This is a genomic window from Variovorax frigidus (assembly GCF_051216515.1).
In the GTDB taxonomy this organism is placed as follows: domain Bacteria; phylum Pseudomonadota; class Gammaproteobacteria; order Burkholderiales; family Burkholderiaceae_C; genus Variovorax.
Map to the genome: position 1 here is coordinate 17,497 of NZ_JBPJZF010000012.1, position 22,337 is coordinate 39,833.

Annotated in this window: 21 protein-coding genes; 5 read left to right on the forward strand and 16 right to left on the reverse strand. The window is 69.3% G+C overall.

The features are described 5' to 3' along the window. Positions 1-48 precede the first annotated feature (48 nt). Positions 49-1,752 carry an adhesin gene (locus ACSFBC_RS27480; protein WP_435513505.1) on the reverse strand — a complete coding sequence of 568 codons (1,704 nt, stop codon included), beginning with the start codon at positions 1,750-1,752 and terminating at the stop codon, positions 49-51. Positions 1,753-2,000: 248 nt separating this feature from the next. After that, positions 2,001-2,270, reverse strand: coding sequence for a hemin uptake protein HemP (gene hemP / locus ACSFBC_RS27485; protein ID WP_435513506.1), 270 nt, complete (start codon positions 2,268-2,270; stop codon positions 2,001-2,003). Between the two features lie 372 nt (positions 2,271-2,642). Between hemP and ACSFBC_RS27490 the strand changes: the two genes are divergently transcribed. Continuing rightward, positions 2,643-2,768, forward strand: a complete 126-nt coding sequence (locus ACSFBC_RS27490; RefSeq protein WP_435513507.1) for a hypothetical protein — start codon at positions 2,643-2,645, stop codon at positions 2,766-2,768. A 61-nt stretch (positions 2,769-2,829) separates the two neighbouring features. Here the strand turns inward: ACSFBC_RS27490 and ACSFBC_RS27495 are convergent, their stop codons facing one another. Then, positions 2,830-3,003, reverse strand: a complete 174-nt coding sequence (locus ACSFBC_RS27495; RefSeq protein ID WP_435513508.1) for a hypothetical protein — start codon at positions 3,001-3,003, stop codon at positions 2,830-2,832. A 335-nt stretch (positions 3,004-3,338) separates the two neighbouring features. On the opposite strand from ACSFBC_RS27495, the gene ACSFBC_RS27500 reads away from it, so the two are divergent. Both ACSFBC_RS27500 and ACSFBC_RS27505 read left to right on the forward strand, forming a co-directional pair. Further along, positions 3,339-3,560 (forward strand): hypothetical protein, encoded by a 222-nt coding sequence (locus tag ACSFBC_RS27500; protein ID WP_435513509.1) that lies wholly within the window; start codon positions 3,339-3,341, stop codon positions 3,558-3,560. Positions 3,561-3,609: 49 nt separating this feature from the next. After that, complete coding sequence (locus ACSFBC_RS27505) at positions 3,610-3,945, forward strand: hypothetical protein (RefSeq protein ID WP_435513510.1); 336 nt, start codon at positions 3,610-3,612, stop codon at positions 3,943-3,945. 391 nt (positions 3,946-4,336) lie between these two features. Here the strand turns inward: ACSFBC_RS27505 and lhpI are convergent, their stop codons facing one another. The 7 genes from lhpI to ACSFBC_RS27540 are packed head-to-tail and all read right to left on the reverse strand — an operon-like array spanning position 4,337 to position 9,854. Continuing rightward, entirely contained in the window at positions 4,337-5,284 is a 948-nt protein-coding gene (lhpI, locus tag ACSFBC_RS27510) for a bifunctional Delta(1)-pyrroline-2-carboxylate/Delta(1)-piperideine-2-carboxylate reductase (protein WP_435513511.1), read from the reverse strand. Positions 5,285-5,324: 40 nt separating this feature from the next. After that, on the reverse strand, positions 5,325-6,077 hold the full coding sequence (locus ACSFBC_RS27515) for a lysophospholipid acyltransferase family protein (RefSeq protein ID WP_435513512.1): 753 nt from the start codon (positions 6,075-6,077) through the stop codon (positions 5,325-5,327). An 8-nt stretch (positions 6,078-6,085) separates the two neighbouring features. After that, positions 6,086-7,360 carry a dihydroorotase gene (locus tag ACSFBC_RS27520; RefSeq protein WP_435513513.1) on the reverse strand — a complete coding sequence of 425 codons (1,275 nt, stop codon included), beginning with the start codon at positions 7,358-7,360 and terminating at the stop codon, positions 6,086-6,088. Next, positions 7,357-8,319 (reverse strand): aspartate carbamoyltransferase catalytic subunit, encoded by a 963-nt coding sequence (locus ACSFBC_RS27525; protein WP_435513514.1) that lies wholly within the window; start codon positions 8,317-8,319, stop codon positions 7,357-7,359. Before ACSFBC_RS27525 ends, ACSFBC_RS27520 begins: the two co-directional genes overlap by 4 nt. Position 8,320: 1 nt before the next feature. Further along, complete coding sequence (gene pyrR / locus ACSFBC_RS27530) at positions 8,321-8,815, reverse strand: bifunctional pyr operon transcriptional regulator/uracil phosphoribosyltransferase PyrR (RefSeq protein WP_435513515.1); 495 nt, start codon at positions 8,813-8,815, stop codon at positions 8,321-8,323. Beyond that, positions 8,812-9,258 (reverse strand): Holliday junction resolvase RuvX, encoded by a 447-nt coding sequence (gene ruvX, locus ACSFBC_RS27535; protein ID WP_435513516.1) that lies wholly within the window; start codon positions 9,256-9,258, stop codon positions 8,812-8,814. The genes pyrR and ruvX overlap by 4 nt, the downstream gene beginning before the upstream one ends. Next, positions 9,255-9,854 (reverse strand): YqgE/AlgH family protein, encoded by a 600-nt coding sequence (locus ACSFBC_RS27540; protein WP_435513517.1) that lies wholly within the window; start codon positions 9,852-9,854, stop codon positions 9,255-9,257. Before ACSFBC_RS27540 ends, ruvX begins: the two co-directional genes overlap by 4 nt. On the opposite strand from ACSFBC_RS27540, the gene ACSFBC_RS27545 reads away from it, so the two are divergent. Continuing rightward, positions 9,853-11,349, forward strand: coding sequence for a cryptochrome/photolyase family protein (locus ACSFBC_RS27545; RefSeq protein ID WP_435513518.1), 1,497 nt, complete (start codon positions 9,853-9,855; stop codon positions 11,347-11,349). The two genes, ACSFBC_RS27540 and ACSFBC_RS27545, sit on opposite strands and share 2 nt — an antisense overlap. On the opposite strand, the gene ACSFBC_RS27550 is transcribed toward ACSFBC_RS27545, so the two are convergent. The 6 genes from ACSFBC_RS27550 to ACSFBC_RS27575 all read right to left on the reverse strand — a co-directional run bounded on the left by ACSFBC_RS27550 (position 11,350) and on the right by ACSFBC_RS27575 (position 21,205). Further along, positions 11,350-17,256, reverse strand: a complete 5,907-nt coding sequence (locus ACSFBC_RS27550; protein WP_435513519.1) for a hybrid sensor histidine kinase/response regulator — start codon at positions 17,254-17,256, stop codon at positions 11,350-11,352. 16 nt (positions 17,257-17,272) lie between these two features. Then, positions 17,273-19,474, reverse strand: a complete 2,202-nt coding sequence (locus tag ACSFBC_RS27555; protein WP_435513595.1) for a methyl-accepting chemotaxis protein — start codon at positions 19,472-19,474, stop codon at positions 17,273-17,275. Positions 19,475-19,631: 157 nt separating this feature from the next. Continuing rightward, positions 19,632-20,171, reverse strand: coding sequence for a chemotaxis protein CheW (locus ACSFBC_RS27560; protein WP_435513520.1), 540 nt, complete (start codon positions 20,169-20,171; stop codon positions 19,632-19,634). Positions 20,172-20,187: 16 nt separating this feature from the next. After that, positions 20,188-20,553, reverse strand: coding sequence for a response regulator transcription factor (locus ACSFBC_RS27565; protein ID WP_435513521.1), 366 nt, complete (start codon positions 20,551-20,553; stop codon positions 20,188-20,190). Continuing rightward, a complete protein-coding gene (locus ACSFBC_RS27570) occupies positions 20,553-20,954 on the reverse strand; it encodes a response regulator (RefSeq protein WP_435513522.1) in 402 nt (133 codons plus the stop codon). Before ACSFBC_RS27570 ends, ACSFBC_RS27565 begins: the two co-directional genes overlap by 1 nt. 80 nt (positions 20,955-21,034) lie before the next feature. Beyond that, a complete protein-coding gene (locus ACSFBC_RS27575) occupies positions 21,035-21,205 on the reverse strand; it encodes a rubredoxin (RefSeq protein WP_183023681.1) in 171 nt (56 codons plus the stop codon). A gap of 111 nt (positions 21,206-21,316) precedes the next feature. Here ACSFBC_RS27575 and thiD point away from each other — a divergent pair, with 111 nt between their 5' ends. Further along, the gene (thiD, locus tag ACSFBC_RS27580; RefSeq protein ID WP_435513523.1) at positions 21,317-22,282 is read left to right on the forward strand and encodes a bifunctional hydroxymethylpyrimidine kinase/phosphomethylpyrimidine kinase; all 966 of its coding nucleotides are present in this window, start codon (positions 21,317-21,319) and stop codon (positions 22,280-22,282) included. The last annotated feature ends 55 nt before the right edge of the window (positions 22,283-22,337 follow it).

Here is a 22,337-nt window from a genome sequence, read left to right on the forward strand (position 1 = left end):
CGGAGTCAGACCGCCCGTCTTTTCGCGCCGATGTCGCTGATGTCTTCGTTAGAACTCGCCCTTCAGGCCGATGCGCACACCGACCGAGCCGTTGCCGCCGGCCACGCCGGCGGAGATGGCCAACGGAGTGTCGGTGGTCAGGCGGTGCATGAGGCTGGCGCCGATCGCGGCCTCGCCCTTGTAGCTCGCCGCCTGGGTCGCCCAGCTGGTCTTGCCCGGTGCCGAAGGCATCGGCGCATCGGCGCTGGCCATGGCCGCGGCCACGCCCCTGGCGGCGAATTTGCGCGCCTCGCCGAGGGTCGCGGCATTGAGTTGCTGTGCCTGCTCGAGGTTCACCGCATCCGTCGGCAGCACGCCCGGCGCCACGTTGGTGACGTTGCGCGTGAAGCCCGTCGCGGCATTGCCCACCGACACCGAGTTGTCGCGGGTCGCGACCGAACCCTGGCCCAGAGCGACCGAATTGGCGCCGCTGGCCAGCGTGTTGGCGCCGAGCGCCACCGAGTCGTTGCCCGCGGCGATGGCGTTGTTGCCCACCGCGGTGGTCGGATCCGCCAGTGCCTTGGCACCGGCGCCGATCGCCACCGAGCCGGCGAAGTTCGCCTGCGCGCCGTTGCCGATCGCCGTCGTGTTGTCGCCATTGGCGACCGCATTCGGGCCGAGAACGGTCGCACCCGTCCCGGTGGCCTTGCTGCCGGTGCCGCAGGTGACGTTCCCGCTGCTGAAGCTGCACAGGCCATTCTCGAAGGCCTTGTTCATCACCTCCTGCAGTGCGCTGACCTGCTGGCTGGTGAAGCCGTTGGCCGTCACCACGGCCGCCTGCTGCGCCTGCTGCACCTGGCCGAAGTTGGCCGCGTCGGTCGCGCCGACGCCAGCGCGCACGTTGGTGATCGTCGTGCCCGCGTTGCCGTTGGCATTGAGCTGGAGCTGGGTGCCGCCGGCGGCGTACTGGGCCGAGTTCTTGCCCAGGCGCTGCGCGTCGTTGGCGGTGGTCTGGGCCGCGTCGGCCGAGGTCTGGGCCGTCTGGGCCGCGCCGAGCGCGGTGTTGGCCGTGCCCTGTGCAGCGGCCGCCGCGTTCACGCCGGCATTGGCCGTGGCCTGTGCCGCACCGGCTGCGCCGAGTGCCGCGGTGGCCGTGCCTTGCGCGTTGTTGGCAGCGTTCTGCGCCGAATTGCCTACGCCCAGAGCCGTACCGGCAATGGCGCTGGCGGCGTTGGCGCTTTGCTGGGCACCGTTTGCGGCATTGCTGGCCGCGCCGGCCAGACTGTAGGCGCCATCGGCCGCGCTTTGTGCAGCGCTCGCGGCGCTCTGAGCCGTGCCGGCCGCATTCAGAGCGGTGTCGGCCGTGTTCTGCGCGACGCCAGCCGCCGTCGACGCCAGCGCTGCGGCATTGCCGGCATTGGCCGCGGTGTTCTGGGCCTGATTGGCCACACCCAGGGCCGTACCCGCAATGCTGCTGGCGGCGTTGGCGCTCTGCTGTGCGCCGTTCGCCGCATTGTTGGCCGCTCCCGCGATGGCCAGGGCATGGTCAGCGGTGCCTTGCGCCGCTTGCGTTGCGACCTGTGCCGCGTTCGAGAGTTGGTAGGCCTGCCCACCGTTGACGGCTTCCGTGCTGCCGGGTGCAATGAGTCCATCGCCGACATTGATGACCGGCTGGGCCAAAGCGCCGCTCATGACGGTCGCGACGACCGTGGCGATGAGGGTGCGAGCAAGAAGCGGCCGGTACGACCGTGAAAGGCGAACGTGAGAGGACAAGGTTGGCTCCGTACTTGTTGTCGTGGGAAGCGGTTTGTCATCGCAGACGCCCCCCCAAGGCACCGAGGGGTGCACAACAAATGTACATCTCGATACATTTCAACCCACGAACGAACTTGCCGAAGCAGTGAACCGGTTCACATTTGGACACATTTGCAGCGCCGTCGCGGGGCAAATGCGTGCGCCAAGATCACGCGCGTGACGGCTGGCGCAGGTGCCCTCCGAGCCGTCCCGCGACGGAATCGAAACTACTTGGTGAGGATCAGCTTGCCCAGCTTGGTGGCCTGCAGCGTGTACACGAAACCGTTGTGCGCGATCTGAACGGTCTTGTGCCCTCGCAGCAGCGCATGGCTGTCCAGGCTGGACACGCGCAGCGCCGCATCGTCGAAGCGCGGGGCCTCGGGCGTCGTCGGTTCGTGCACCTGCACGCTCATGGACGGTGCCGCGATGGAAGAAGCCGTGATACGGCGACGCACGCGCGGGGTCGGGTTGCTGCTGTGGGACAAGGCGGTCTGCATGGGAATCGATCCTTCGTTCGTCATCATTTCGGGTGCGCGACGTCGACCGCCACGATGGGGTGTCTTGCCTTCCGTAAGGGACGAGAGCACGCATGGCGGCGCGGGAGTGCGGAGAAACAACCGGGACGCCGAGTTCAACAGCGCCGAGGCCAGTATAGCCTTAAATGCGATTGATTCTCATTTAATTTTGCGCGACACCCCATCCGCGCTGCAGACCGTGGCCCGCAGAAATCCCGCGCGATCGAACGCTTACCGCTCACACGGCACAATGGTCCGATGACAGTGATAAGTGAATTGAGTGACGATGATTTGGCGCATCACGCGCAAGAATGGCGCCAGAGAGCCCTGAGAGGTGAAAAGACAGCCCGCGGCGTGGCCCACGCCCTGGAGACCGAGCTGCGTCAGCGCAGCGGCGTCACGCTCGCCAGTGCCGAGACGCTCGACACGCGGCCGGCCACCATGCGTCAACAGACCCGGCCCTGGTGGAAGTTCTGGTAGCCGCGACAAAAAGAACATCGGCCGACCGGCCTCGACGCACCACGCCGACTGCCGCCTGCGCTCACTCGTCCTCGACGGCCGCGCTGGGCAGGCTGCCCGCGACGCTGACCATGGCCGCCGCCGCGGCCTCCCGGTTCGGAAAAGTGGCCGCGCTTTTCGCCACGACCTTGCCCCCGGCATCTGTCAGCCCCCAGCTGAACAGTCCGGGTGTGTCTTCTGCAACAAAGAACTCCAATTGATCACTCCGTAGATGTGCGCACGCGCTGCGGGCACCGCTTCTCAATGACAGGCGGCCCGATCCTTCCAGGCGCGCCCTCCCTTGCTTGCAATGCTTTGGCCATGCTCCGAAAGAAGCAAACAACGCACGACCTTGCTGAGCCGGCGGATTCGGCCTCAAGAGGCCGGCCGTGGTCGTCAGCATTTGGCTGATGCCGCTGCCCGCTGAAACCGGTTCCGCAACCTCGTCATCTACGCAAGAGCGCCTGGTTTGGATGCGGCAGAATGAATCCGATGGCAGCGGCTTCGACCACCTTGGGCCATGCTCCGCCTTTCATGCCTCTCGTCCACCCGATGAAAATCTCCGCCGCGCTTGTGTTGCCCCTCTTGTCGCTCGTGATGCTGACCGGCTGCGCCGTGCCGCCGTCCTCAGGCGTGACGCGCCTTGGGGACGGCGTCCTGCAGGCCCGCAGCCCGGAGGAGGCCGAGCGCTTCTGCCGGACCACCGGCGATCCGATACGCCTGATCGACCGCCCTGCCGCGCCGCCGGGAATTGTTCGCTTCCGATGCGACTGAGCATGGCTTTGCGAGCCGGCTGCGCCATGCACCCCACCTCGTCGTGCCGATGAAAGGCCTGCTGTTCGCCATAGCGGGGCAGATCTGCGTCCTCGGCCTGGTGGTGAGCGCGGCGCGCCCGCAGTGGTTTCGCATCAACGGTGCCGTGCCGTCGCGTTGGAAGATCGGCGGTGCCTGGTTCGTGCTGGCGCTCGTGTGCGCCATCGGCGCGCTGGCCAGTGGCTTCGAGCCGGAGAGAGCCCCGACCGAATGGGTGGAGACCACGACGGTCGAGCCCGCCACCATGGACATCGCGGTGCCGGTCTACATCGATCCGACCGGCGTGCAGGACGCGAGCCGGCCTACAGATCCCGATCCCGGGCTCCGTCCGCCGACGCGGCGCTGACCTCGGGCGCGCCATGCGCCCGCGTCGCTCATGCGCGATGGCTGTGCGCTGACACGGCGCCCGCGGATCGGGAGCTTCTCTTCACCACTGCGCACGCCGAGTGCCGCCAGGTGTAGGCAGCGGACCACGCGATCGGCTTGCCTTTTCCCGCAGGGCCCGCAAGCGCACAGCCCCTACGCTGAAGCCTTGATCAAACGAGTTTGGAGAACATCATGAAGAGCATCATTCTTTGGCTGTGCGGCGTGCCCGTCGTGGCGATCATTGCCCTGAAGATTTTTGGAATTCTCTGACCCCATTTGCATCAAACGGCTGGATCCTCCTCGCGGCGCCCGAAAGGCGCCGTTCTATAGCGCCCTTCGGGGCGCTTTTTTTTGGGTATCCCTTCGACGGCCTAGCCGTCGCGACCGCCGGTCCGCTCATACACCAGCACCGCCGCCGCCAAGTCCTCGAGCGCCGTACCGACCGACTTGAAGACCGTTCGCCCCCCGCCCTCGCCACGCCCTGACACCGTGCCGCGCGCCAGCTCGGCCAGCGTGCCGACGACATCGGCAGCGGCGAAGACCCCGCGCGCCATCGGCCCGAGCAGTTCGCCGCTTTTCTGCAGCGCCTCGCCGGTATCGACGTAGAGCCGCGCACCGCTGCCGAAGCACGCATCGTCGGCCTCGCGCATGGCCGGCGTGAAGCTGCCGATCAGGTCGAGGTGGGCATGCGGCGCCAGCCAGGCGCCCTGCACCACCGGCGATGTGGCCAACGTGGCGCAGCTCACGATGTCCGCCTGTGCCACGGCCGTCGGCAGGTCGAGCGCGACATCGGCCTCGATACCTTGCGCGCGCAAACGCTCGACCAGCGCCGCGGCCTGCGCGGCATTGCGGGCCCAGACCGTCGCCGTCTCCAGCGGCCGCACGGCGCGGTAGGCCGCCGGCAGCAGTTCGGCCACGCGACCCGCGCCGACCACCAGCAGCGACCGGGCGTCGCGCGGTGCCAGGTACGAAGCCGCGAGTGCCGAGGCCGCCGCCGTGCGGCGCGAGGTGATCTCGTCGCCGTCGATCTGCGCCAGCGGCGCGCCGGTCTGCGCGTCGTAGAGCACGTAGGTGGAGTGCAGGCCCGGCAGGCCGCGCGCCGCGTTGCCGGGGAAGATGGCGACGGTCTTGATGCCGAGGTAGGCGCCGGGCTGCCAGGCCGGCATGATCAGCACCGTGCCGCCGCCCTCTGGCGCGGCCAGCGTGTGCACGTGGCGCGGCGGCACCTCGCAGCCCGACGCGAACATGGCGGCAAGTGCCGGCACCAGCCGTTCGAATGACAGAGCCTCGCGTGTGGCGGCGGCATCGATGAAACGCATGGGCGTCTCCTGGGTGAAGGGTTGGGGGCGCCGGCGCCTGTCAGCGCGTCGGCGGCATCGCGTCGCGCAGAGCGATCACGTCGCCATGCAGCGACTCGGCCCAGCGGCGCCGGTCGCGCCCGGTCGACGACTGCAGCTCGCCGAAACGCACGATGGCGCGCAGGGGCGGCGCCTTGAGCGTGTTCCACAGCGAGACCGCGAGGCTGTCGTCGTCGATGTAGCGCGGCGCCTGGCTGATGGCACCGGTGGCATCGTCGACGAAGCGCAGCGCGGCCGGCTGCACCGGCGCGCCCGAGACGATGGCCGCCTGCAGCAGGTTCGAATGGAAGGGCAGCACGCCGCGGCCGTCGCTGGTGGTGCCCTCGGGAAAGACCGCGATCAGGTCGCCGTCGCGCAGCGCCTCGGTCATGTGGTGCACCACGCGCAGCGCGTCGCGGCGATTCTCGCGCTCGATGTAGAGCGTGCCGGCGCCGGTGGCCAGCATGCCGATCAGCGGCCAGCGGTGCACGCCGGCCTTCGACACGAAACGCACATGGCGCGCCGCGTGGATGGCGACGATGTCGAGCCACGACAGGTGGTTGCAGACCAGCAGCAGCGGCCCGTGCGCCGGGGCCGTGCCCTCGACCACCAGCCGCACGCCCATCAGTTCGAGCATGCGCGCGGCCCATTGCTGCACGCGCAGGCTGCGCTGGTCCGGCGCGAGTCTCGGGAAAACGAAGCGGATGGTCCACCAGCCGCCGAAGGCATGCCCGATGGCGCGCAGCAGCTTCCAGCAGGCGGTGAAGGATCGCATGGTGGCCTTCAGGTCTGGTGCACGATCCGGCCGGCCACCAGCGTGAAGCGCGCCTGGCCGCGCAGCGCATAGCCGGCGAAAGGCGTGTGCTTGCCCTGGCTGCGCAACGCGTCGGCCTGCACCTGCCACTCCACCGACGGGTCGATCACGCAGAGGTCGGCCAGGCCGCCCGCTTCGAGGCGGCCGATGCCGGGCGCGCCGATGCGCAACGCCGGCGCGGCGCTGACCACCGCCAGTGCGCGCATCAGGCCCGCGCCGCTCTGCTCGCCCCACTGCAGCGCCAGCGGCAGCAGCAGTTCGAGCCCGGTCGCACCCGGCTCGCTCTCGGCGAAGGGCAGCGTCTTGGCATCGGTCTCGACCGGCGTGTGATCGGACACCAGCACGTCGATGGTGCCGTCGGCCAGGCCGGCCGAGAGCGCATCGCGGTCGCGCTGCTGGCGCAGCGGCGGGTTGAGACGGGCGCGGCTGTCGAAGTAGCCGATGTCGTTCTCGGTCAGGTGCAGCGAGTTGATGCTGACGTCGCAGCTCACGGGCAGGCCTTCGGCCTTGGCCGCGCGCACCAGTGCCACGCCGGCCGCGCTCGACAGGCGGCACAGGTGCACGCGCGCGCCGGTGCTCTTCATGAGCTCGAAGATGGTGAACAGCGCGATGGTCTCGGCCGCCACCGGCACACCGGACAGGCCCAGCCGCGTGGCCAGTGCCCCGCTGGCCGCCACGCCCTTGCCCAGGTCGCGGTCCTGCGGCCGCAGCCAGACGGTGTAGCCGAAGGTCGCGGCATAGGACAGCGCGCGCTGCAGCACCTGCGTGCTGGTCAGCGGCACGTCGGCCTGGCTGAAGCCGATGCAGCCGGCCTCGGTGAGCGCGACCATCTCGGTCAGCACCTCGCCGGCCAGGCCGCGCGTGACCGCGCCCAGCGGGAACAGCCGTGCGCGCTGCAGCTTCTCGGCGCGGAACTTGAGCATCTCGACCAGGCCGGGTTCGTCCAGCACCGGGTCGGTGTCGGGGGGGCAGACCAGGCTGGTCACGCCACCGGCCACGGCCGCGGCCATCTCGCTGTCGAGCATGCCCTCGTGCTCGTAGCCAGGCTCGCGCAGCCGTGCGGCCAGGTCGACCAGGCCGGGCGCGACGATGCAACCCGAGGCGTCGAGCGTGCGCTCGGCACGGAAGTCGGCGGGCGTGTGGCCGATGGAGAGGATCCTGCCGTCGGCGATGGCGACATCGCCCACCTGGTCGAAGCTGGAGGCCGGATCGACGACGCGGCCATGGGTGATCAGGATGTTCATGCTTCGTTGCCTGCCACGATGCTCATCACGGCCATGCGCACCGCGATGCCGAAAGTGACCTGCGGCAGGATCACGCTCTGCCTGCCGTCGACCACGGCCGAGTCGATCTCGACGCCGCGATTGATCGGACCCGGGTGCATCACGATGCAGTCGGGCTTGGCCAGTTGCAGCTTCTCGGGCGTGAGGCCGTAGGTCTTGAAGAACTCCTGGCTCGACGGCAGCAGCGCGCCGCTCATGCGCTCGTTCTGAAGCCGCAGCATGATGACGACGTCGCAGTCCTTGATGCCCTCTTCGAGCGTGTGGCACACGCGCACGCCCATGCCGGCCATGTCGCCCGGCACCAGCGTCTTGGGGCCGACCACGCGGACCTCGGCACAGCCCAGCGTGGTGAGTGCATGGATGTCCGAACGCGCCACGCGCGAATGCAACACGTCGCCGACGATCGCGACCGTGAGGTTCGCGAAGTCCTTCTTGTAATGTCTGATCGTGAACATGTCGAGCAGCCCCTGCGTCGGGTGCGCGTGGCGACCGTCGCCGGCATTGACCACGTGCACGTGCGGCGCGACATGCTGCGCGATCAGGTAGGGCGCGCCCGACTCGCTGTGGCGCACGACGAAGATGTCGGCCGCCATCGCCGACAGGTTGGCGATGGTGTCGAGCAGCGACTCGCCCTTGCTCGCCGAGGAGCGCGCGATGTCGAGGTTGAACACGTCGGCCGACAGCCGCTTGGCCGCGATCTCGAAGGTGGTGCGGGTGCGCGTCGAGTTCTCGAAGAACAGGTTGAACACGCTCTTACCGCGCAACAAGGGCACCTTCTTCACCTCGCGGTCGCTCACGCTGGTGAAGTGGGCCGCGGTGTCGAGGATGTGCGTGAGGATGCTCCTGGGCAAGCCCTCGATCGACAGCAGATGGATCAGCTCGCCGTTCTTGTTGAGCTGCGGATTGCGCTTGTAGAGCACTTCAGGATTCCTTGACGTCGAAGCTGAAGACGCCCGCATCGCTGCGGGCCAGCGCCAGCGATTGCGTGTCCGCCAGCGTGAGCTGCGCGGCCGCGAAGTCCGCCGCCACCGGCAGCTCACGCCCGCCGCGGTCGACCAGCACCGCGAGCCGCACGCAGGCCGGACGGCCGAAGTCGAACAGCTCGTTGAGCACTGCGCGGATGGTGCGACCGGTGTAGAGCACGTCGTCGAGCAGCAGCACGTCGGTGCCGTTCACATCGAAAGGCAGCGCGGTCTGCGCGCTGGCCGACAGGCCGCGGCGCGCGAAGTCGTCGCGGTGCATGGCCGAGGAGATCACGCCGGGCGCACCGGGCAGGCCCAGGTCTTTCTGCAGGCGCTCGACCAGCCAGGCACCGCCCGACGTGATGCCGACCAGCCGGGTGCCGGGCCGCAGCAGCGCCTGGACGCCGCGCAGCAGGTCGCCGTAGAGCGCCTCGGCTTCGGGAATGGAGGTCAAGGGAGAGTCCTCAAAAATTGCTCAAGGATGATGCAGGCCGACGCGGCGTCGGCGTCGCGCGCGCCCGAGGACAGCGCCTCGGTCGTGCTGTAGCGCTCGTCGACCTCGTAGACCGGCAGGTTGAAGCGGCCACGCAATTGGCGCGCAAACTTCTGCGCGGCACGCGTGTTGTCGTGCGCCGCGCCGTCCGGGTGGAAAGGCACGCCGATCACCAGCGCGTCGGGCTGCCACTCCTTGATCCGGGCCGCCACCTGCACGAAGCGCGCATCGCCCTCGGCCTTGATCGTGGCCTGCGGCGAGGCGCTGCGCAGCAGCCGGTTGCCGGTGGCGACGCCGGTGCGCTTCTGACCGTAATCGAAGGCAAGAAAGCTCTGGAAATGCGGAGGGACGGGCGCCGAAGCCGCCAGGCCGGCGGCGGGCGCCGGCGCGCCCTCAGTGTTCATGCGTGCCCCGCATCGGGCGACAAGGTCCAGGCTTCGAGGCCCAGCAGCAGCAACGCGCGGTCATAGCGCTCGGCGATCGGCGTGTCGAAGATCACCGCCGGGTCGGCGCCCACGGTGAGCCAGCTGTTCTCGGCCAGTTCGCTCTCGAGCTGGCCCTCGCCCCAGGCCGAATAGCCGAGCGACACCAGCACCTTGCGCGGGCCGGCGCCGGTGGCCAGCGCCTCCAGCACGTCCTTCGAGGTGGTCATTTCCAGCCCGCCGGGGATGCTCATGGTCGAGGCATAGACCGACTCCTCGGGCTTGTCGGCATCGGCGAAGACCGGCTCGTGCAGCACGAAGCCGCGCTCGGTCTGGACCGGGCCGCCCTGGAACACCGGCGCTTCGCCCAACTCGGGGCGCGACAGGTGCAGCTCGATCTTCTCGAACAGCACCTTGAGGTTGATGTCGCTGGGCTTGTTGATCACCAGGCCGAGCGCGCCGCGCGCGCTGTGCTCGCACAGGTAGACGACGCTGCGGTTGAAGACCTGGTCCTCCAGCCCCGGCATCGCGATCAGGAAATGATGCGTGAGGTTCATCGAGGCAGAATCAGAAGACATGCCTCCGATTTTACTGGCCGTCGACAAAATCTATCCCAAGGGTCTCGTGTGGTTCCGTCGGGACTTGCGCGTGGACGACAACGCCGCGCTCTGGCAGGCCCTGCGCACCTGCCGCGAGGTGCTGTGCGTGTTCGTCTTCGACAAGCCCCTGCTCGCCCCCCTGCCGCAGGCCGATCGGCGGGTCGAGTTCATCCGCGAGTCGCTGGTCGCGCTCGATGCCGAACTGCGCACCCTGGGGGGCGGCCTGATCGTGCACCACGCGGTGGCCGAGGAGGACATTCCCCAACTGGCGCACACGCTCGACGTCCAGGCCGTGTTCGCCAACCGCGACTACGAGCCGGGCGCGATGGCGCGCGACGCGCGGGTGTTCGGCGCGCTGGCGAATGTGGGCATCACCTTCGTGACGGCCAAGGACCAGGCGGTGTTCGAGCGCGACGAGCTGCTGACCAAGGTCGGCCAGCCCTACACCGTGTTCACGCCCTACAAGCGCGCCTGGCTGGCCAAGGTGGATGCCTTCTACCTCAAGGCCTACCCCTCGCGCGGCTACGCCGATGCGCTGATCCCGCCGCCCGCGCGCCACGACGCACCGGTGCCCACGCTGGCTGACATCGGGTTCGCGCCGACCAACCTGTCGACGCTCGAGATTCCCACGGGTGCGCAGGGCGGCGCCGCGCTGTTCGACGACTTCTTCGATCGCATCGACCGCTACGACGAGGCCCGCAACTACCCCGCGGTGCGCGGCCCCAGCTACCTGGGCGTGCACCTGCGTTTCGGCACGGTGTCGATCCGCGGACTGGCGGGCGTGGCGCACCAGCTCGCGCTGCAGGGCAACGCGGGCGCCGCGACCTGGCTCAGCGAACTGATCTGGCGGGACTTCTATTTCCAGGTGCTGGTGCACAACCCGCAGATGGCCGAGGGCAAGAGCTTCCGCCCCGAATACGACAGGATCATCTGGCACCACGGCAAGCATGCCGACGGGCTGTTCGCGGCCTGGTGCGAGGGCCGCACCGGCTACCCGCTGATCGACGCGGCCATGGCGCAGATCAACCAGAGCGGCTATATGCACAACCGGCTGCGCATGGTGGTGGCGAGCTTCCTGTGCAAGGACCTGGGGCTCGACTGGCGCCGCGGCGAGGCCTACTTCGCGCAGCACCTCAACGACTTCGAGCTGTCGTCGAACAACGGTGGCTGGCAATGGGCGAGCTCGAGCGGCTGCGATGCGCAGCCCTACTTCCGGATCTTCAATCCGATCACGCAGAGCGAGCGCTTCGACCCCGAAGGCAAGTTCATCCGCCGCTACCTGCCGCAACTCGCCGGCCTGTCGAACGAGGTGATCCACGCACCGTGGACCGCGTCGCCGGTCGAGCTCGCGGCGGTCGGCCTGACGCTGGGCGAGCACTATCCGCAGCCGGTGGTCGACCATGCCGAAGCGCGCGAGCGCACGCTGCAGCGTTACGGCGTGGTGTGCGGCCCCAAGGCAAAGGACGCCGGCTGATCAGAGCGCCGGCGGCGGCTCGACCTGCGCGTAGGTGCGCACCAGCCGGATCAGCTCCTCTTCCGAATAGGGCTTGCCCAGGTAGTGGTTCACGCCCAGCTGCACCGCATGCTCGCGGTGCTTCTCGGCGATGCGCGAGGTGATCATGATGATCGGCAGGTCGGCCAGCGCGGGGTCGATCCGGATGTTGCGCGCCAGGTCGAAGCCGTCCATGCGCGGCATCTCGATGTCCGACAGCACCACCGCGGGCCGCTCGACCTGCAGCCTTTCGAGCGCCTGCAGGCCGTCGGCCGCCAGCGAGACGCGGTAGCCCTCGCGCTGCAGCATGCGCTGCGTGACGCGCCGCACGGTGATGGAGTCGTCGACCACCAGGATCAGCGGTGCTTCGGGCACCACCGGCTCGGCCGCGGGCGTGCTGCCCCCGACACGCGCAGCGGCCTGATGCATCGCCCGCGCCTGCTCGCCGTGCACCGCCGCGAGCGCCACCGGGTTGTAGATCAGCACCACCGCGCCCGAGGCCAGCACCGAGATGCCCGCCATGCCGGGCAGCTGCGAGAGCTGCGGGCCGAGATTCTTGACCACCACTTCCTGGTTGCCCAGCACCTCGTCGACGTGCAGCGCCACGCGCTGGGCCGCGCTGCGCACCACGATCACCGAGTGGGTCTTGCTGCTCGACGCCTCGCTGCGGGCCGAAGACTGGAGCAGCGCGCCGCCCCAGTAGAACGGCACCGCCTCGCCCGCGAAGGGGTAGTGCTGCGCGGCGTAAGCCGTGTCGAGCTCGGCCAGGCTCACGCGCTGCACCAGCTCGACCAGGTTGGACGGCACGCCGACCGACGTGCTGCCCGCGCGCAGCATCACCACGTGCGTCACCGCGGTGGTCAGCGGCAGCACCAGCCTGAAGCGCGTGCCCTGCCCGGGCGTGCTGAGCGTCTCGATGCGGCCGCCGAGCGCCGCCACTTCGGCACGCACCACGTCCATGCCGATGCCGCGGCCGGCCAGCTCGGACACCTGCTGCGCGGTCGAGAAGCCGGGCCTGAAGATCAGTTCGGCCGCGGCCTCGGGCGTGAGCGGCGCAAGGCCGTCGACCAGGCCCAGCGCGCGGGCACGCTGGTCGATACGCGCGAGATCGAGGCCCGCGCCGTCGTCGCCGAAGCTCACCGACACGTCGTTGCCTTCGTGCTTGAGGTCGATGGTGATCAGGCCGGTCGCGTCCTTGCCGGCGCGCTCGCGCCACGCGGCGTCCTCGATGCCGTGGGCCACGCTGTTGCGCAGCAGGTGCTCGAAGGCCGGCGTCATGCGTTCCAGCACGCCGCGGTCCATTTCGATCGAGCCACCGACGATGTCCAGGCGCACCGGCTTGCCGGTGTCTTTCGAGGCCTGGCGCACCACGCGGTAGAGACGATCGGAAATGCCCTCGAACTCCACCATGCGCGTGCGCAGCAGGCCGCGCTGCAGTTCGCGCGTCTGGCGCGCCTGGGCCGACAGATCGTCTTCGGTGGCCTGCACCGTCTTCTGCAGCGTGCGCTGCACGGTGGCCACGTCGTTCACCGACTCGGCCATCATCCGGGTGAGTTCCTGCACGCGCGTGAAGCGGTCGAACTCGAGCGGGTCGAAGCCCTGCTGCGAATCCTTGGCCTGCGCCAGGCGCGACTGCATCTGGCTCTCGGCCTGCACCTCGATGTCGCGCAGTTGCTGGCGCAGGCGGTCGAGGTTGCCGGTCAGGTCGCCCAGCGACGCGCGCAACTGCTGGAGTTCGACCTCGATCCGCGAGCGCGTGATGATCACCTCGCCGGCCTGGGCCACGAGCCGATCGAGCAACTGGGTGCGGATGCGCACGGCCTGCTGCGAGCTGCTGCCGCGCAACGGCGTCAACCGTGACGGCAAGGGCTTGGCCACGTGGCCGGTCGGCACGATCGGAGCGGGCTCGGTCAGGACGTCCGACGCCGCCGCCGAAGAAGGCGCCACGGGCGCAACCGGCTCGACGACGGGCGCGACCGATGCCTCCGGCCCTCCGCCGACGGCCTCGCCGCGCAGCTGGTCGAAGGTGGACTGCAGCGCATCGAAGCGCACCAGCAGCGCCTCGACCGATGCACGGTCTGCCCCTTGCGTGCCGAGGTACTCGATCTCGGACTCCATGCGGTGGGCGCGTTCGCCCAGGCGCATCGCGCCGGCCAGCCGCGCACTGCCCTTGAGCGTGTGCAGCGCGCGCAGCACGGCGGCCCGCGGCGTGTCGCTCTCAGGCTGGTGCAGCCAGTCGCGCAAGGCGCCGCCCAGCGTCGGCAGCAGCTCGACCGCCTCTTCCTCGAAGATCGGGAACAGGTCGGGGTCGACCGCGTCCGCCAGGTCGACCGCATCGTCCGAATCGTCGAGCGACACGTCGACCTGCGTCGGCATCCGCTCGAGCGGCGCATTGCCGCTGTCCTGTGCTTCGAAAGCCAACTGCGAGGCCGCGACCTCGCGCAGGGCCTGCAGCGTCGCGTCGACCGGTTCGCGCAGGAAGCCGGCCGCGAACTGGTGCAGCAGGCGCCGCACCTCCTCGGCGGCGGCGACCAGCACCCGCCCCTGTTCGGGCGTGCCGCGGCCCTGGCGCTGCAGATGCTGCAACGCCGCCTCGAACAGGCGCGCCATGCCCGACAGGCCCTGGAAGCCAACCGTGGCAGAACTGCCGGCGAGCGAATGCGCCAGGGCGATGGTCGAATCCCCGACCCGCAGGTGCGATTCGAGCGCCCACTCGCCGACGTCGATGGCCAGTTGGCGCGACCACTCGTCGGCCTCGTTGAGGTAGACGTTGTAGAGCGCGATGCCGATGCGCAGCGGGCCGATCGCCTTGATGGGATCGTCCGCGCTCGGCGGCGGCGGGGAGTCGGAGCTGACCAGGGTCAGGCGCGGCGGCGCGGCCGGCGGGGGGGCCGCGGGCGATTCCGGTTCCGGCACGACGGCGTCGACGGGCGTCCCTTCGAGGTCCTCATGCGGCACCGGCGCCGGGTCTGTCGATTCAGGCCCGGGCTCGGCCTCCGCTCGGGCATCCGCCGGCACGGCCGGATCCCACGGCATCTCGCTCGGCCGCGACAGCAGGCTCGCGAGCACTGCGAGGTCGTCCCGCGCTTCCAAGGGATCGGGCGCGAGGCCCTCGGGTGCGACGACGAGCGGCGCCGCGGGCCGCAACCAGCTCGCGTCGATCGACGCATGGGCGGCCTCGAGGAAGTCGATGTCCTCGCCCTGCGGCAGATGCGGCGCGGGCGGAGGTGCAGGGGCCGGCTCGGGCGCGGCGTCCAGCGCGCGCAGGTCGAAATCGAGGAAGTCGGTGGACGCGAAATCGTCGTCCATCTCGCTGTCGGGACGTGCGCCCGCACGCTCCGGTTCGGCCAGGCGCGACGAGGCCTGCATCGCATGGCCCTCGGCGATTTCAGGCGCCGCGACCTCAGGCTCGGCCTGCGATGGCACGTCGGGGAGCGACAGCGCGGCTACCGGTGCGGGCGCAGCCGGTTCGGCCGCGATGTGACGCGCGGCGATCGCCAGCACATCGGGATCGCTCCAACGCGTGGGCGGCAGCGGGCCGCCACTGCGCAGGGCCTCGGCGAGGCCGCTGAAGTCGTCGTCCTGCGCATCGTGCGGCTGGCCCATCGCGATGGCCTCGACCCAGGCGGCAAAATTCTTGAGCGCGCGACCGGTGGCCTCGCGCAGTTCGGGCGTGGCGGGACGCTGGTCGGCCAGCCAGAGGTTGATGACCTGCTCGAAGGACCAGGCGGCGTCGCCGAAGTCGGTCAGGCCGACCATGCGCGAACTGCCCTTGAGCGTGTGGAAGGCCCGGCGCAGCACCGTGAGCGCGCCCCTGTCCGTGGCATCGTGCCCGAGTGTCTCGACGGCATCCTGGCCGTTGACCAGCACCTCGCGTGCCTCGTCCAGGAAGATGTTGCGCAGGTCGTCTTCCTCGAGCTCCGTCACCTCGGTGTCGGGCAAGGACATCGGGCCGACGATCTTGGCGGTCCAGCTGTCGGCGGCGCGGCTGAATTCCTCGATGGGCGAGACCGGCTTGCGGTGCGGCGTGGCCAGGGCCGCGAGCTTGGCGGCGATCTGGGCGTCGACCTCTTCCACGCTGAGCACGGTGTCGGCGCCCGACGCGGCAGCCAGGGCCTCGTCGGCGGCTGCGGCAGCTTCGGTGGTGCGGCCCATCAAGGGCTTGAGTTCGCCTGCCTCTGCATCGAAAACGAACAGACGCTTGGCCAGCGCCGGCTGGTAGGCCAGCATGTCGATCAGGAAGCCCAGCGCGCCCAGGTTGTTGCCCAGCGAATCGAAATCGCGCGTCTCGGCGGCCGGCGATTCGGCGGCCATCAGATGGTCGACGTTGTCGCGCATGCGCTGCACGGTGTGAGCGGCCTGGTCGAGGCCCAGCACCGAGAAGACGCCGCGCATCTGCAGCAGTTGCGTGGGGACCGTGCGCAACAGGGACTTGTCCTGCGGCCGGCGGAAGAACTGGTCGAGGGATTTCTCGAGCTCGCTCAGGTTGGCGCGCAATTCGGCGACCACTGTGCCCATCGACTGGCGGTCGCTCACGCGGCGGTAGAGCTCCTCCATCCAGGGCTCGAGCGGCTCGGCCCGGCCACCCTCGCGCACCCGTTCGATGCGACCGGCCAATTGGACGGTGCGCGCCGTGAGCTGGCGGTCCTGCGGATCGAGGTCCTCGAAGGCGGCCTCGAGGTACAGCACCGAGGTCGCGACCTCCATGCCGAGCTCGGTGCCCGGTGGCTGACCCGACCGCAGCGAGCCCTCGACCGCGTTGTCCAGGGCCTGCGCCATCGGCTGGCTGGATGGATGCAGCTTCTGCAGCGATTCGCCGAGCTGGGTGAAGGCATCGACCGCCTGGCGGATGCGCGACAGGTCGCCGCCGGACAGCGCCGACCACATCTCCTTGGCGGCCTCGATGCGCTTGCGGGCCTGGGCCAGCGCCTGCGGATCGAAGCGGCCGAAGTGCTCGACCGCATAGTCGACCGGCGTTTCGTCCTGGATGCCCCACGCACGCCGCACCCGGCGCAGCGTGAGCACCTCGTCGTCAGGGGCCGGCGCGGCCTGGGCGCAGAAGAAAAGCAGGTCCTGCGCCAGCCGCTCCGACATGGCGGCGTCGCCCCCCCGTGCCAGCGTGGCGTATTGCAGCAGCACGCGCGATGCGGCGCGCTTCACATAGAGGTCGACCGGCAGCAGCGACAGGCTCAGCGCCTCGAAGAAACCCGCGGCCAGCATCCAGAAGCTGACCACGCGCGGCACCGAGGAGCCCCGCGCCAGCCCGAGACACAGCGCATGCAGCCTTCGCGCCGCCTGGTCGTCGCCGTCCTGGACGATCTTGAGCACTTCGCGGTCGAGCTTGGAGCGCACGGCCGGGTCGTACACCAGCGCCACCTGGGTCGGCGACGGACGGATTTCGGCCCAGCGCCAGGGATGGGGCCAGAGATCGGCCGGGTGCACGCGGTCGCTGCTGGCCATCTGCAGCACGTCGCGGTATTGCGGGAACAGGCCGACCGCGGACACGGTCTTGCCGCCCAGCAGCGCCTGCAGATAGTCGATCACCGCGAAGTTGGCGCGGTCGATCTTGCGCACCTCGGCCTCGGTGCAACGGGCCGGTTCGTCGACGAAGCGCTGCACCGCGAACTCCATCGCGCCCACCACCAGCGCCGGCGCCTTGTGGCCGACCATCGTGAGCGCACCCACGGCCTGGTGCAGGTGCTGGCGGGCCAGCCGCAGCGGCCCGGTGTCGGGCGGCGAGGCCAGGTCGCGCGCGAAGCGGCGCAAGGACTTGCCCGTGCCCTCGAGCGTTTTCTGGACCTCACCGACCACCCAGGCCAGCGGCCCCAGGTCATGGCTGTCGGATGCGGAGCCGGCGGACTCGGCCATGGCGGACGAAGGGGTCGACACGTTCGGCGCTCGGGGTTCAGACGATCTTGAAGCGGGCCACCGACTGGCGCAGCTCCTCGGCCATCTGCGACAGCTCGCGCACCTGCTGGGCCGTGGTCCGCGTGCCGTCGCCGGTCTGCTCGGTCACCGCGAAGATGTGCTGGATGTTGGCCGCCACCACGTTGGCCGAATCGGCTTCACGCGAGGCGGACTGCGAAATCTGCTCGATCAGGTCGGCCAGCCGGCGCGACACGCGGTCGATCTCGGACAGCGCGGTGCCCGCGTTGTCGGACAGCTTGGCGCCTTCGACCACGCCCTGCGTCGAGCGCTCCATGGCGCCCACCGCGTCCTGGGTGTCGGTCTGGATCGCCTTCACCAGCGCGGCGATCTGGCGCGTGGCGTCGGCCGAGCGCTCGGCCAGCCGCTGCACTTCCTCGGCCACCACCGAGAAGCCGCGCCCGGCTTCGCCAGCGGATGCGGCCTGGATGGCGGCGTTGAGCGCCAGCACGTTGGTCTGTTCGGTGATGTCCGAGATCAGCTCGGTGATTTCGCCGATCTCCTGCGACGACTCGCCCAGCCGCTTGATGCGCTTGGACGTCTCCTGGATCTGGTCGCGGATCGAGTTCATGCCGCCGATCGCGTTCTGCACCGCCTGCAGGCCCGACGACGCGGCCTTCAGCGACTGGCGCGCCACCGTGGCCGATTCCTGCGCCTGCGAGGACACGCCGTTGATGCGCTCGGCCATGGTCAGCACCGACTGGCCGGTCTCGCGGATCTCGCGCAGCTGTTCGGTCGATGCGGCCAGCAGCTCGGTCGAGGTGCTTTCCACCAGCGAGGTGGTGTGCGCCACGCGCGCGGCCGTGTTCTGCACGTTGCCCACCAGCAGCCGCAGTTCTTCCACCGTGTAGTTCACCGAGTCGGCGATGGCGCCGGTGATGTCCTCGGTCACGGTCGCTTCCTGGGTCAGGTCGCCTTCGGCCACCGTCTGCAGTTCGTTCATGAGCCGGAGAATCGCGGCCTGGTTGGCGCTGTTCACGCGGCTGGCCTCTTCGCTCAGGCGCTCGGCCTCGAGCCGGTCCTTCTCGGCCGAGACCGCGCGCTCGCGGCCCTCGCGCACCTGCACGAAGCCCATGCCGCCGGCCAGCGCCAGCGCCGCCAGCGACAGCACGACCAGCATCGCCAGCGTGCCGGCGCCCAGGCCGGTGCGGTCCGACAGCTTGGACTGCAGGTCGCCCAGCGACAGGCGCAACGGCTCGCTGTCGGCCAGGATGGTGGCCAGGCCTTCGCGCGCCGACACCAGCCCCTGCAGATTGCCCAGGATGGCGCCGGCCTGCGTGCGGGTCTGCTCGTAGGTCTTGAGGATCAGTTCGAGCTGCTGGCGGCTTTGCGCATCGCGTGCGCCCGGCAGGCGCTGCTGCGCGTTGCCGTCGAGCAGGCCGCGGGTGATTTCCTGGAAGGTGTTCAGGTCCTTGCCCAGCAGGAACACCGCGTCCGGGCTCACGCCTTCGACGGTCAGGAACTCATTGGCCGACTTGCCGATGCGCTGCGTGAGCATCACCAGCTGGCCGGCGGCCGAGATCTCGGGAATGGAAGCGCTCTGCTGCATCTTGAGGGAGGCCAGGGTCTCGGCCATCTCGAGCAGGTCGGACGACTGCCGGTTGATGTCGCGCAGCGCTGCGCCCACCTGCGTCAGGATCTTCTGCTGGGCCAGCACGGCCTTGGCGCTCTTGTCCGCGCGCTCGACCAGCGGCGTGATCTTGGCGAGCTCGGCGTCGTACTGGCCGCCCACGCGTTCGAGCTTGAGGGACTCGTCGCCGGCCGCCAGACCCTGCACGCGGCGCGTCAGGTCGTCCGAGCTTTCGCGCACTTCGGTGAAGGCCGCGCCGTTGCCCACCAGCGCCTGCGACACCGACTTGGCCAAGCGCTGCGACTGCATCAGCGCCTGGCCGGTCGAGGCCACCTGTTGTGCCAGACGGTCGGCGCGCAGGATGGCGGAGCCGGCCACCAGGAGCAGCAGCAGGATCACCACGGCCAGTGCGATCGCGAAGATACGCAGCTGGCGCCCGGGATGGACGCGCAGCGCCGCCGCCACGGCCTGGGCCGCGCCGCCACCGCTTGCCGGCGCGGCCGGCGCGCTCGATGCAGCGACGACCGCAGGCCCGGTCGCCTGGAAGGACTCGTACGACGTGGGCCCCACCGGGGTGCGCGGCAACACCGGCTCGTCCGGCGGCGGCTGCATGGTCTCGATGTTGTCCAGCGCCAGCGTGGCGCCGGTGCCGGTGCCATGCATGCGTTCGTTGGCACTCTCCTCCGTGGCGGGCAGGTACTTCTTCAGCTTGTCGGCGATCGAGCTCACGGTCGGTCCTTCACTTGGATGTCAAAGCCCGGCCAGCCACTCAGGCGCCGATGCTCAGGAAACGGGGGTGCTGCGAAAGCGCCTGCAGGCTGATCTCCTGCCAGGAGGCGCCTTCGGCGTCGGTGTAGCTGTGGCCGAACCAGGCCGGCGCATCGTCGGCGGGGCGCTGCGATGCGGCGAAGGCCTCCACGCCACGCAGGCCGACCAGCCGGTCGACCAGCAGCGCGCAATTGACTTCGAGCAGCTCGTTGAGCGCCACCAGGCGCGACTGCGCCCGCGCGCCTTCGACGGTCGCTGCGGGTGGCTCCTGTGCGTGCCCGGTGGCGAAGCTCGACAGTTGCACCACGCCATAGAGGCCGCCGCGCAGGTTGGCCACGCCCAGGAACCAGGGTTCGGTGTAGGGCACCGCCTGGGGCGGGGTCCAGGGAAAGATCTCGCCGGCATGGCCGAGCGGCAACAGGTAGCGGCCCTCGCCGGCCTCGACCGCCAGCCACGAGGCCGACACGTCCGAGGTGCGCGCGGCCTGAAGACGCGCTGCCAACCGGGACTGAAAGGCACGCAGGGCGTCGCGATTGGCCATGGGCGGATCGCGGGCCTCAGGCCAGCGCGCTGATCTTCGCCATCAACTCGGCGGCGTTGACCGGCTTCACGATGTAGTCGCGGGCGCCCTGGCGCATGCCCCAGACGCGATCGGTTTCCTGGTTCTTGCTCGTGCACAGGATGATGGGCACGTTCGCGTACTGCGGATTGCGCGCGATCGCGCGGGTCAGCTGGAAGCCGTTCTGGCCGGGCATGACCACGTCCATGAGGATCAGGTCGGGCCGCTCTTCCTCGAGGCGGCGCATCGCGTCGTCGGCGTTCTCCGCGGTCTTGACCGAAAAGCCGTTCTTCTGGAGCAGGTCGGTCAGGAAGAACAGCTCGGTCTTGGAGTCGTCGACCACGAGCACTTTGTGGATGGGCATTAAAGCGCCTCTTTCTTCTGTGCGATGCCGAACTGCTGCACGGCCTGCAGCAGCTGGTCCTTGGTGAAAGGCTTGGTGAGATAGTCCTGGGAGCCGACCATGCGGCCGCGCGCCTTGTCGAACACGCCGTCCTTCGACGACAGCATCACGACCGGCACGTTGGAGAAATCGGCATTGCGCTTGATGATGGCGCAGGTCTGATAGCCGTCGAGACGCGGCATCAGGATGTCGCAGAAGATCAGGTGTGGCCTGTGATCGTTGACCTTGGACAGGGCGTCGAAACCGTCCTCGGCCAGCAGCACTTCATGTCCGCCCTGCTTGAGGAAGATCTCGGCGCTGCGCCGAATGGTGTTGCTGTCGTCGATGACGAGGACCTTGTAACCGGACCCATTCATGCTCATTGGCACTCGCTCCTCGTATGAGACTGCCTCGACCACCGTGCCTGCGCAGCCCGAGGGACGTCACGCCCCTATGCCATGCTTCAGATCTCAACCATTTCGAAGTCTTCCTTGCGTGCGCCACACTCGGGGCATGTCCAATTCATGGGGACATCGGCCCAGGCCGTGTTGGCGGCAATGCCGTCTTCCGGCACACCCGCCGCTTCGTCGTAGATCCACCCGCAAATCAGGCACATCCAGGTTTTCGTATTCATCGCAGCTTAAAGTCCCTGTACATAGAATGCAACGATTGTATCTAGACGTATCATCAAAATACCCGACGACCGTCGCACATACGCCACCATGGCGTGGGCGTCCGATGGCGTATGAAAACTTACCTACTACCGCTTTGCAGCGGTCGCGGCATGGCTGATCTTAACGACCCCTCCGCAGACGATCTGGCCGACCTGGACGTCGATCTCAATCCCCCCTGCGTGCTGGTCTTCAATGCCAGCGACCCGAGCGGTGCCGGCGGCCTGGGCGGCGACGCGCTGGCCATGGCGTCAGTCGGCGCTCACATGCTGGCGGTGGTCACGGGCGCGTATGCGCGCGACACCGCCGAGATCTTCGATCACTTCCCCTTCGACGAAGAGGCCGTGGCCGAGCAGACCCGCGCGATTCTCGAGGACGTGGAGGTGCAGCTGATCAAGGTCGGCTTCGCCGGTTCACCCGAGGTGCTGAGCACCATCGCCGAGACCGCGACCGACTACCCCGAAGTGCCGCTGGTCGCCTACATGCCCAACCTCTCGTGGTGGGACGAGAACCAGATAGACGCCTACCTCGACGCCTTCCGCGAGCTGGTGCTGCCGCAGACCACCGTGCTGGTCGGCAACCACAGCACGCTGTGGCGCTGGCTGCTGCCCGACTGGAGCGGCGAGAAGCCGCCGACGGCCCGCGACATCGCCCGCGCCGCCGGCGAACAGGGCACGCCCTACACGCTGGTCACCGGGATCATGCTGCCCGACCAGTTCATCGACAACGTGCTCGCGTCGCCGCAGGCGGTGCTGGCCAGCGAGAAGTACGAGCGCCTCGAAGCCGTGTTCGCCGGCGCCGGCGACACGCTCTCGGCCGCGCTGGCCGCGCTGCTGGCCAGCGGCACCGACCTGGTGGCCGCGACGTCCGAGGCACTGAGCTACATGGACCGCTGCCTCGATGCCGGCTTCCGGCCCGGCATGGGCCACGTGCTGCCCGACCGGCTGTTCTGGGCCCAGCCCGAGGACGACGACGATGAGGACGACGGCCCCGCGGACCCGGCCGATTTCGCCCTGCCCCCCCACGACACCAGACACTGACCCTGGCGTGAAGACGCCGGCACGGCCCATGCCGGCGGCTTCACGTCTTCAGAAC

Bases quoted from the DNA above. Each gene is read 5' to 3' on its own strand.
- ACSFBC_RS27500 (WP_435513509.1), top strand. From the start codon at position 3,339: ATGAAAATCTCCGCCGCGCTTGTGTTGCCCCTCTTGTCGCTCGTGATG.
- lhpI (WP_435513511.1), bottom strand. From the start codon at position 5,284: ATGCGTTTCATCGATGCCGCCGCCACACGCGAGGCTCTGTCATTCGAA.
- hemP (WP_435513506.1), bottom strand. From the start codon at position 2,270: ATGCAGACCGCCTTGTCCCACAGCAGCAACCCGACCCCGCGCGTGCGT.
- ACSFBC_RS27565 (WP_435513521.1), bottom strand. From the start codon at position 20,553: ATGCCCATCCACAAAGTGCTCGTGGTCGACGACTCCAAGACCGAGCTG.
- ACSFBC_RS27545 (WP_435513518.1), top strand. From the start codon at position 9,853: ATGCCTCCGATTTTACTGGCCGTCGACAAAATCTATCCCAAGGGTCTC.
- ACSFBC_RS27570 (WP_435513522.1), bottom strand. From the start codon at position 20,954: ATGAGCATGAATGGGTCCGGTTACAAGGTCCTCGTCATCGACGACAGC.
- ACSFBC_RS27540 (WP_435513517.1), bottom strand. From the start codon at position 9,854: ATGTCTTCTGATTCTGCCTCGATGAACCTCACGCATCATTTCCTGATC.
- ACSFBC_RS27515 (WP_435513512.1), bottom strand. From the start codon at position 6,077: ATGCGATCCTTCACCGCCTGCTGGAAGCTGCTGCGCGCCATCGGGCAT.
- ACSFBC_RS27520 (WP_435513513.1), bottom strand. From the start codon at position 7,360: ATGAACATCCTGATCACCCATGGCCGCGTCGTCGATCCGGCCTCCAGC.
- ACSFBC_RS27555 (WP_435513595.1), bottom strand. From the start codon at position 19,474: ATGCAGCCGCCGCCGGACGAGCCGGTGTTGCCGCGCACCCCGGTGGGG.
- ruvX (WP_435513516.1), bottom strand. From the start codon at position 9,258: ATGAACACTGAGGGCGCGCCGGCGCCCGCCGCCGGCCTGGCGGCTTCG.
- ACSFBC_RS27505 (WP_435513510.1), top strand. From the start codon at position 3,610: ATGAAAGGCCTGCTGTTCGCCATAGCGGGGCAGATCTGCGTCCTCGGC.
- ACSFBC_RS27575 (WP_183023681.1), bottom strand. From the start codon at position 21,205: ATGAATACGAAAACCTGGATGTGCCTGATTTGCGGGTGGATCTACGAC.
- ACSFBC_RS27560 (WP_435513520.1), bottom strand. From the start codon at position 20,171: ATGGCCAATCGCGACGCCCTGCGTGCCTTTCAGTCCCGGTTGGCAGCG.
- thiD (WP_435513523.1), top strand. From the start codon at position 21,317: ATGAAAACTTACCTACTACCGCTTTGCAGCGGTCGCGGCATGGCTGAT.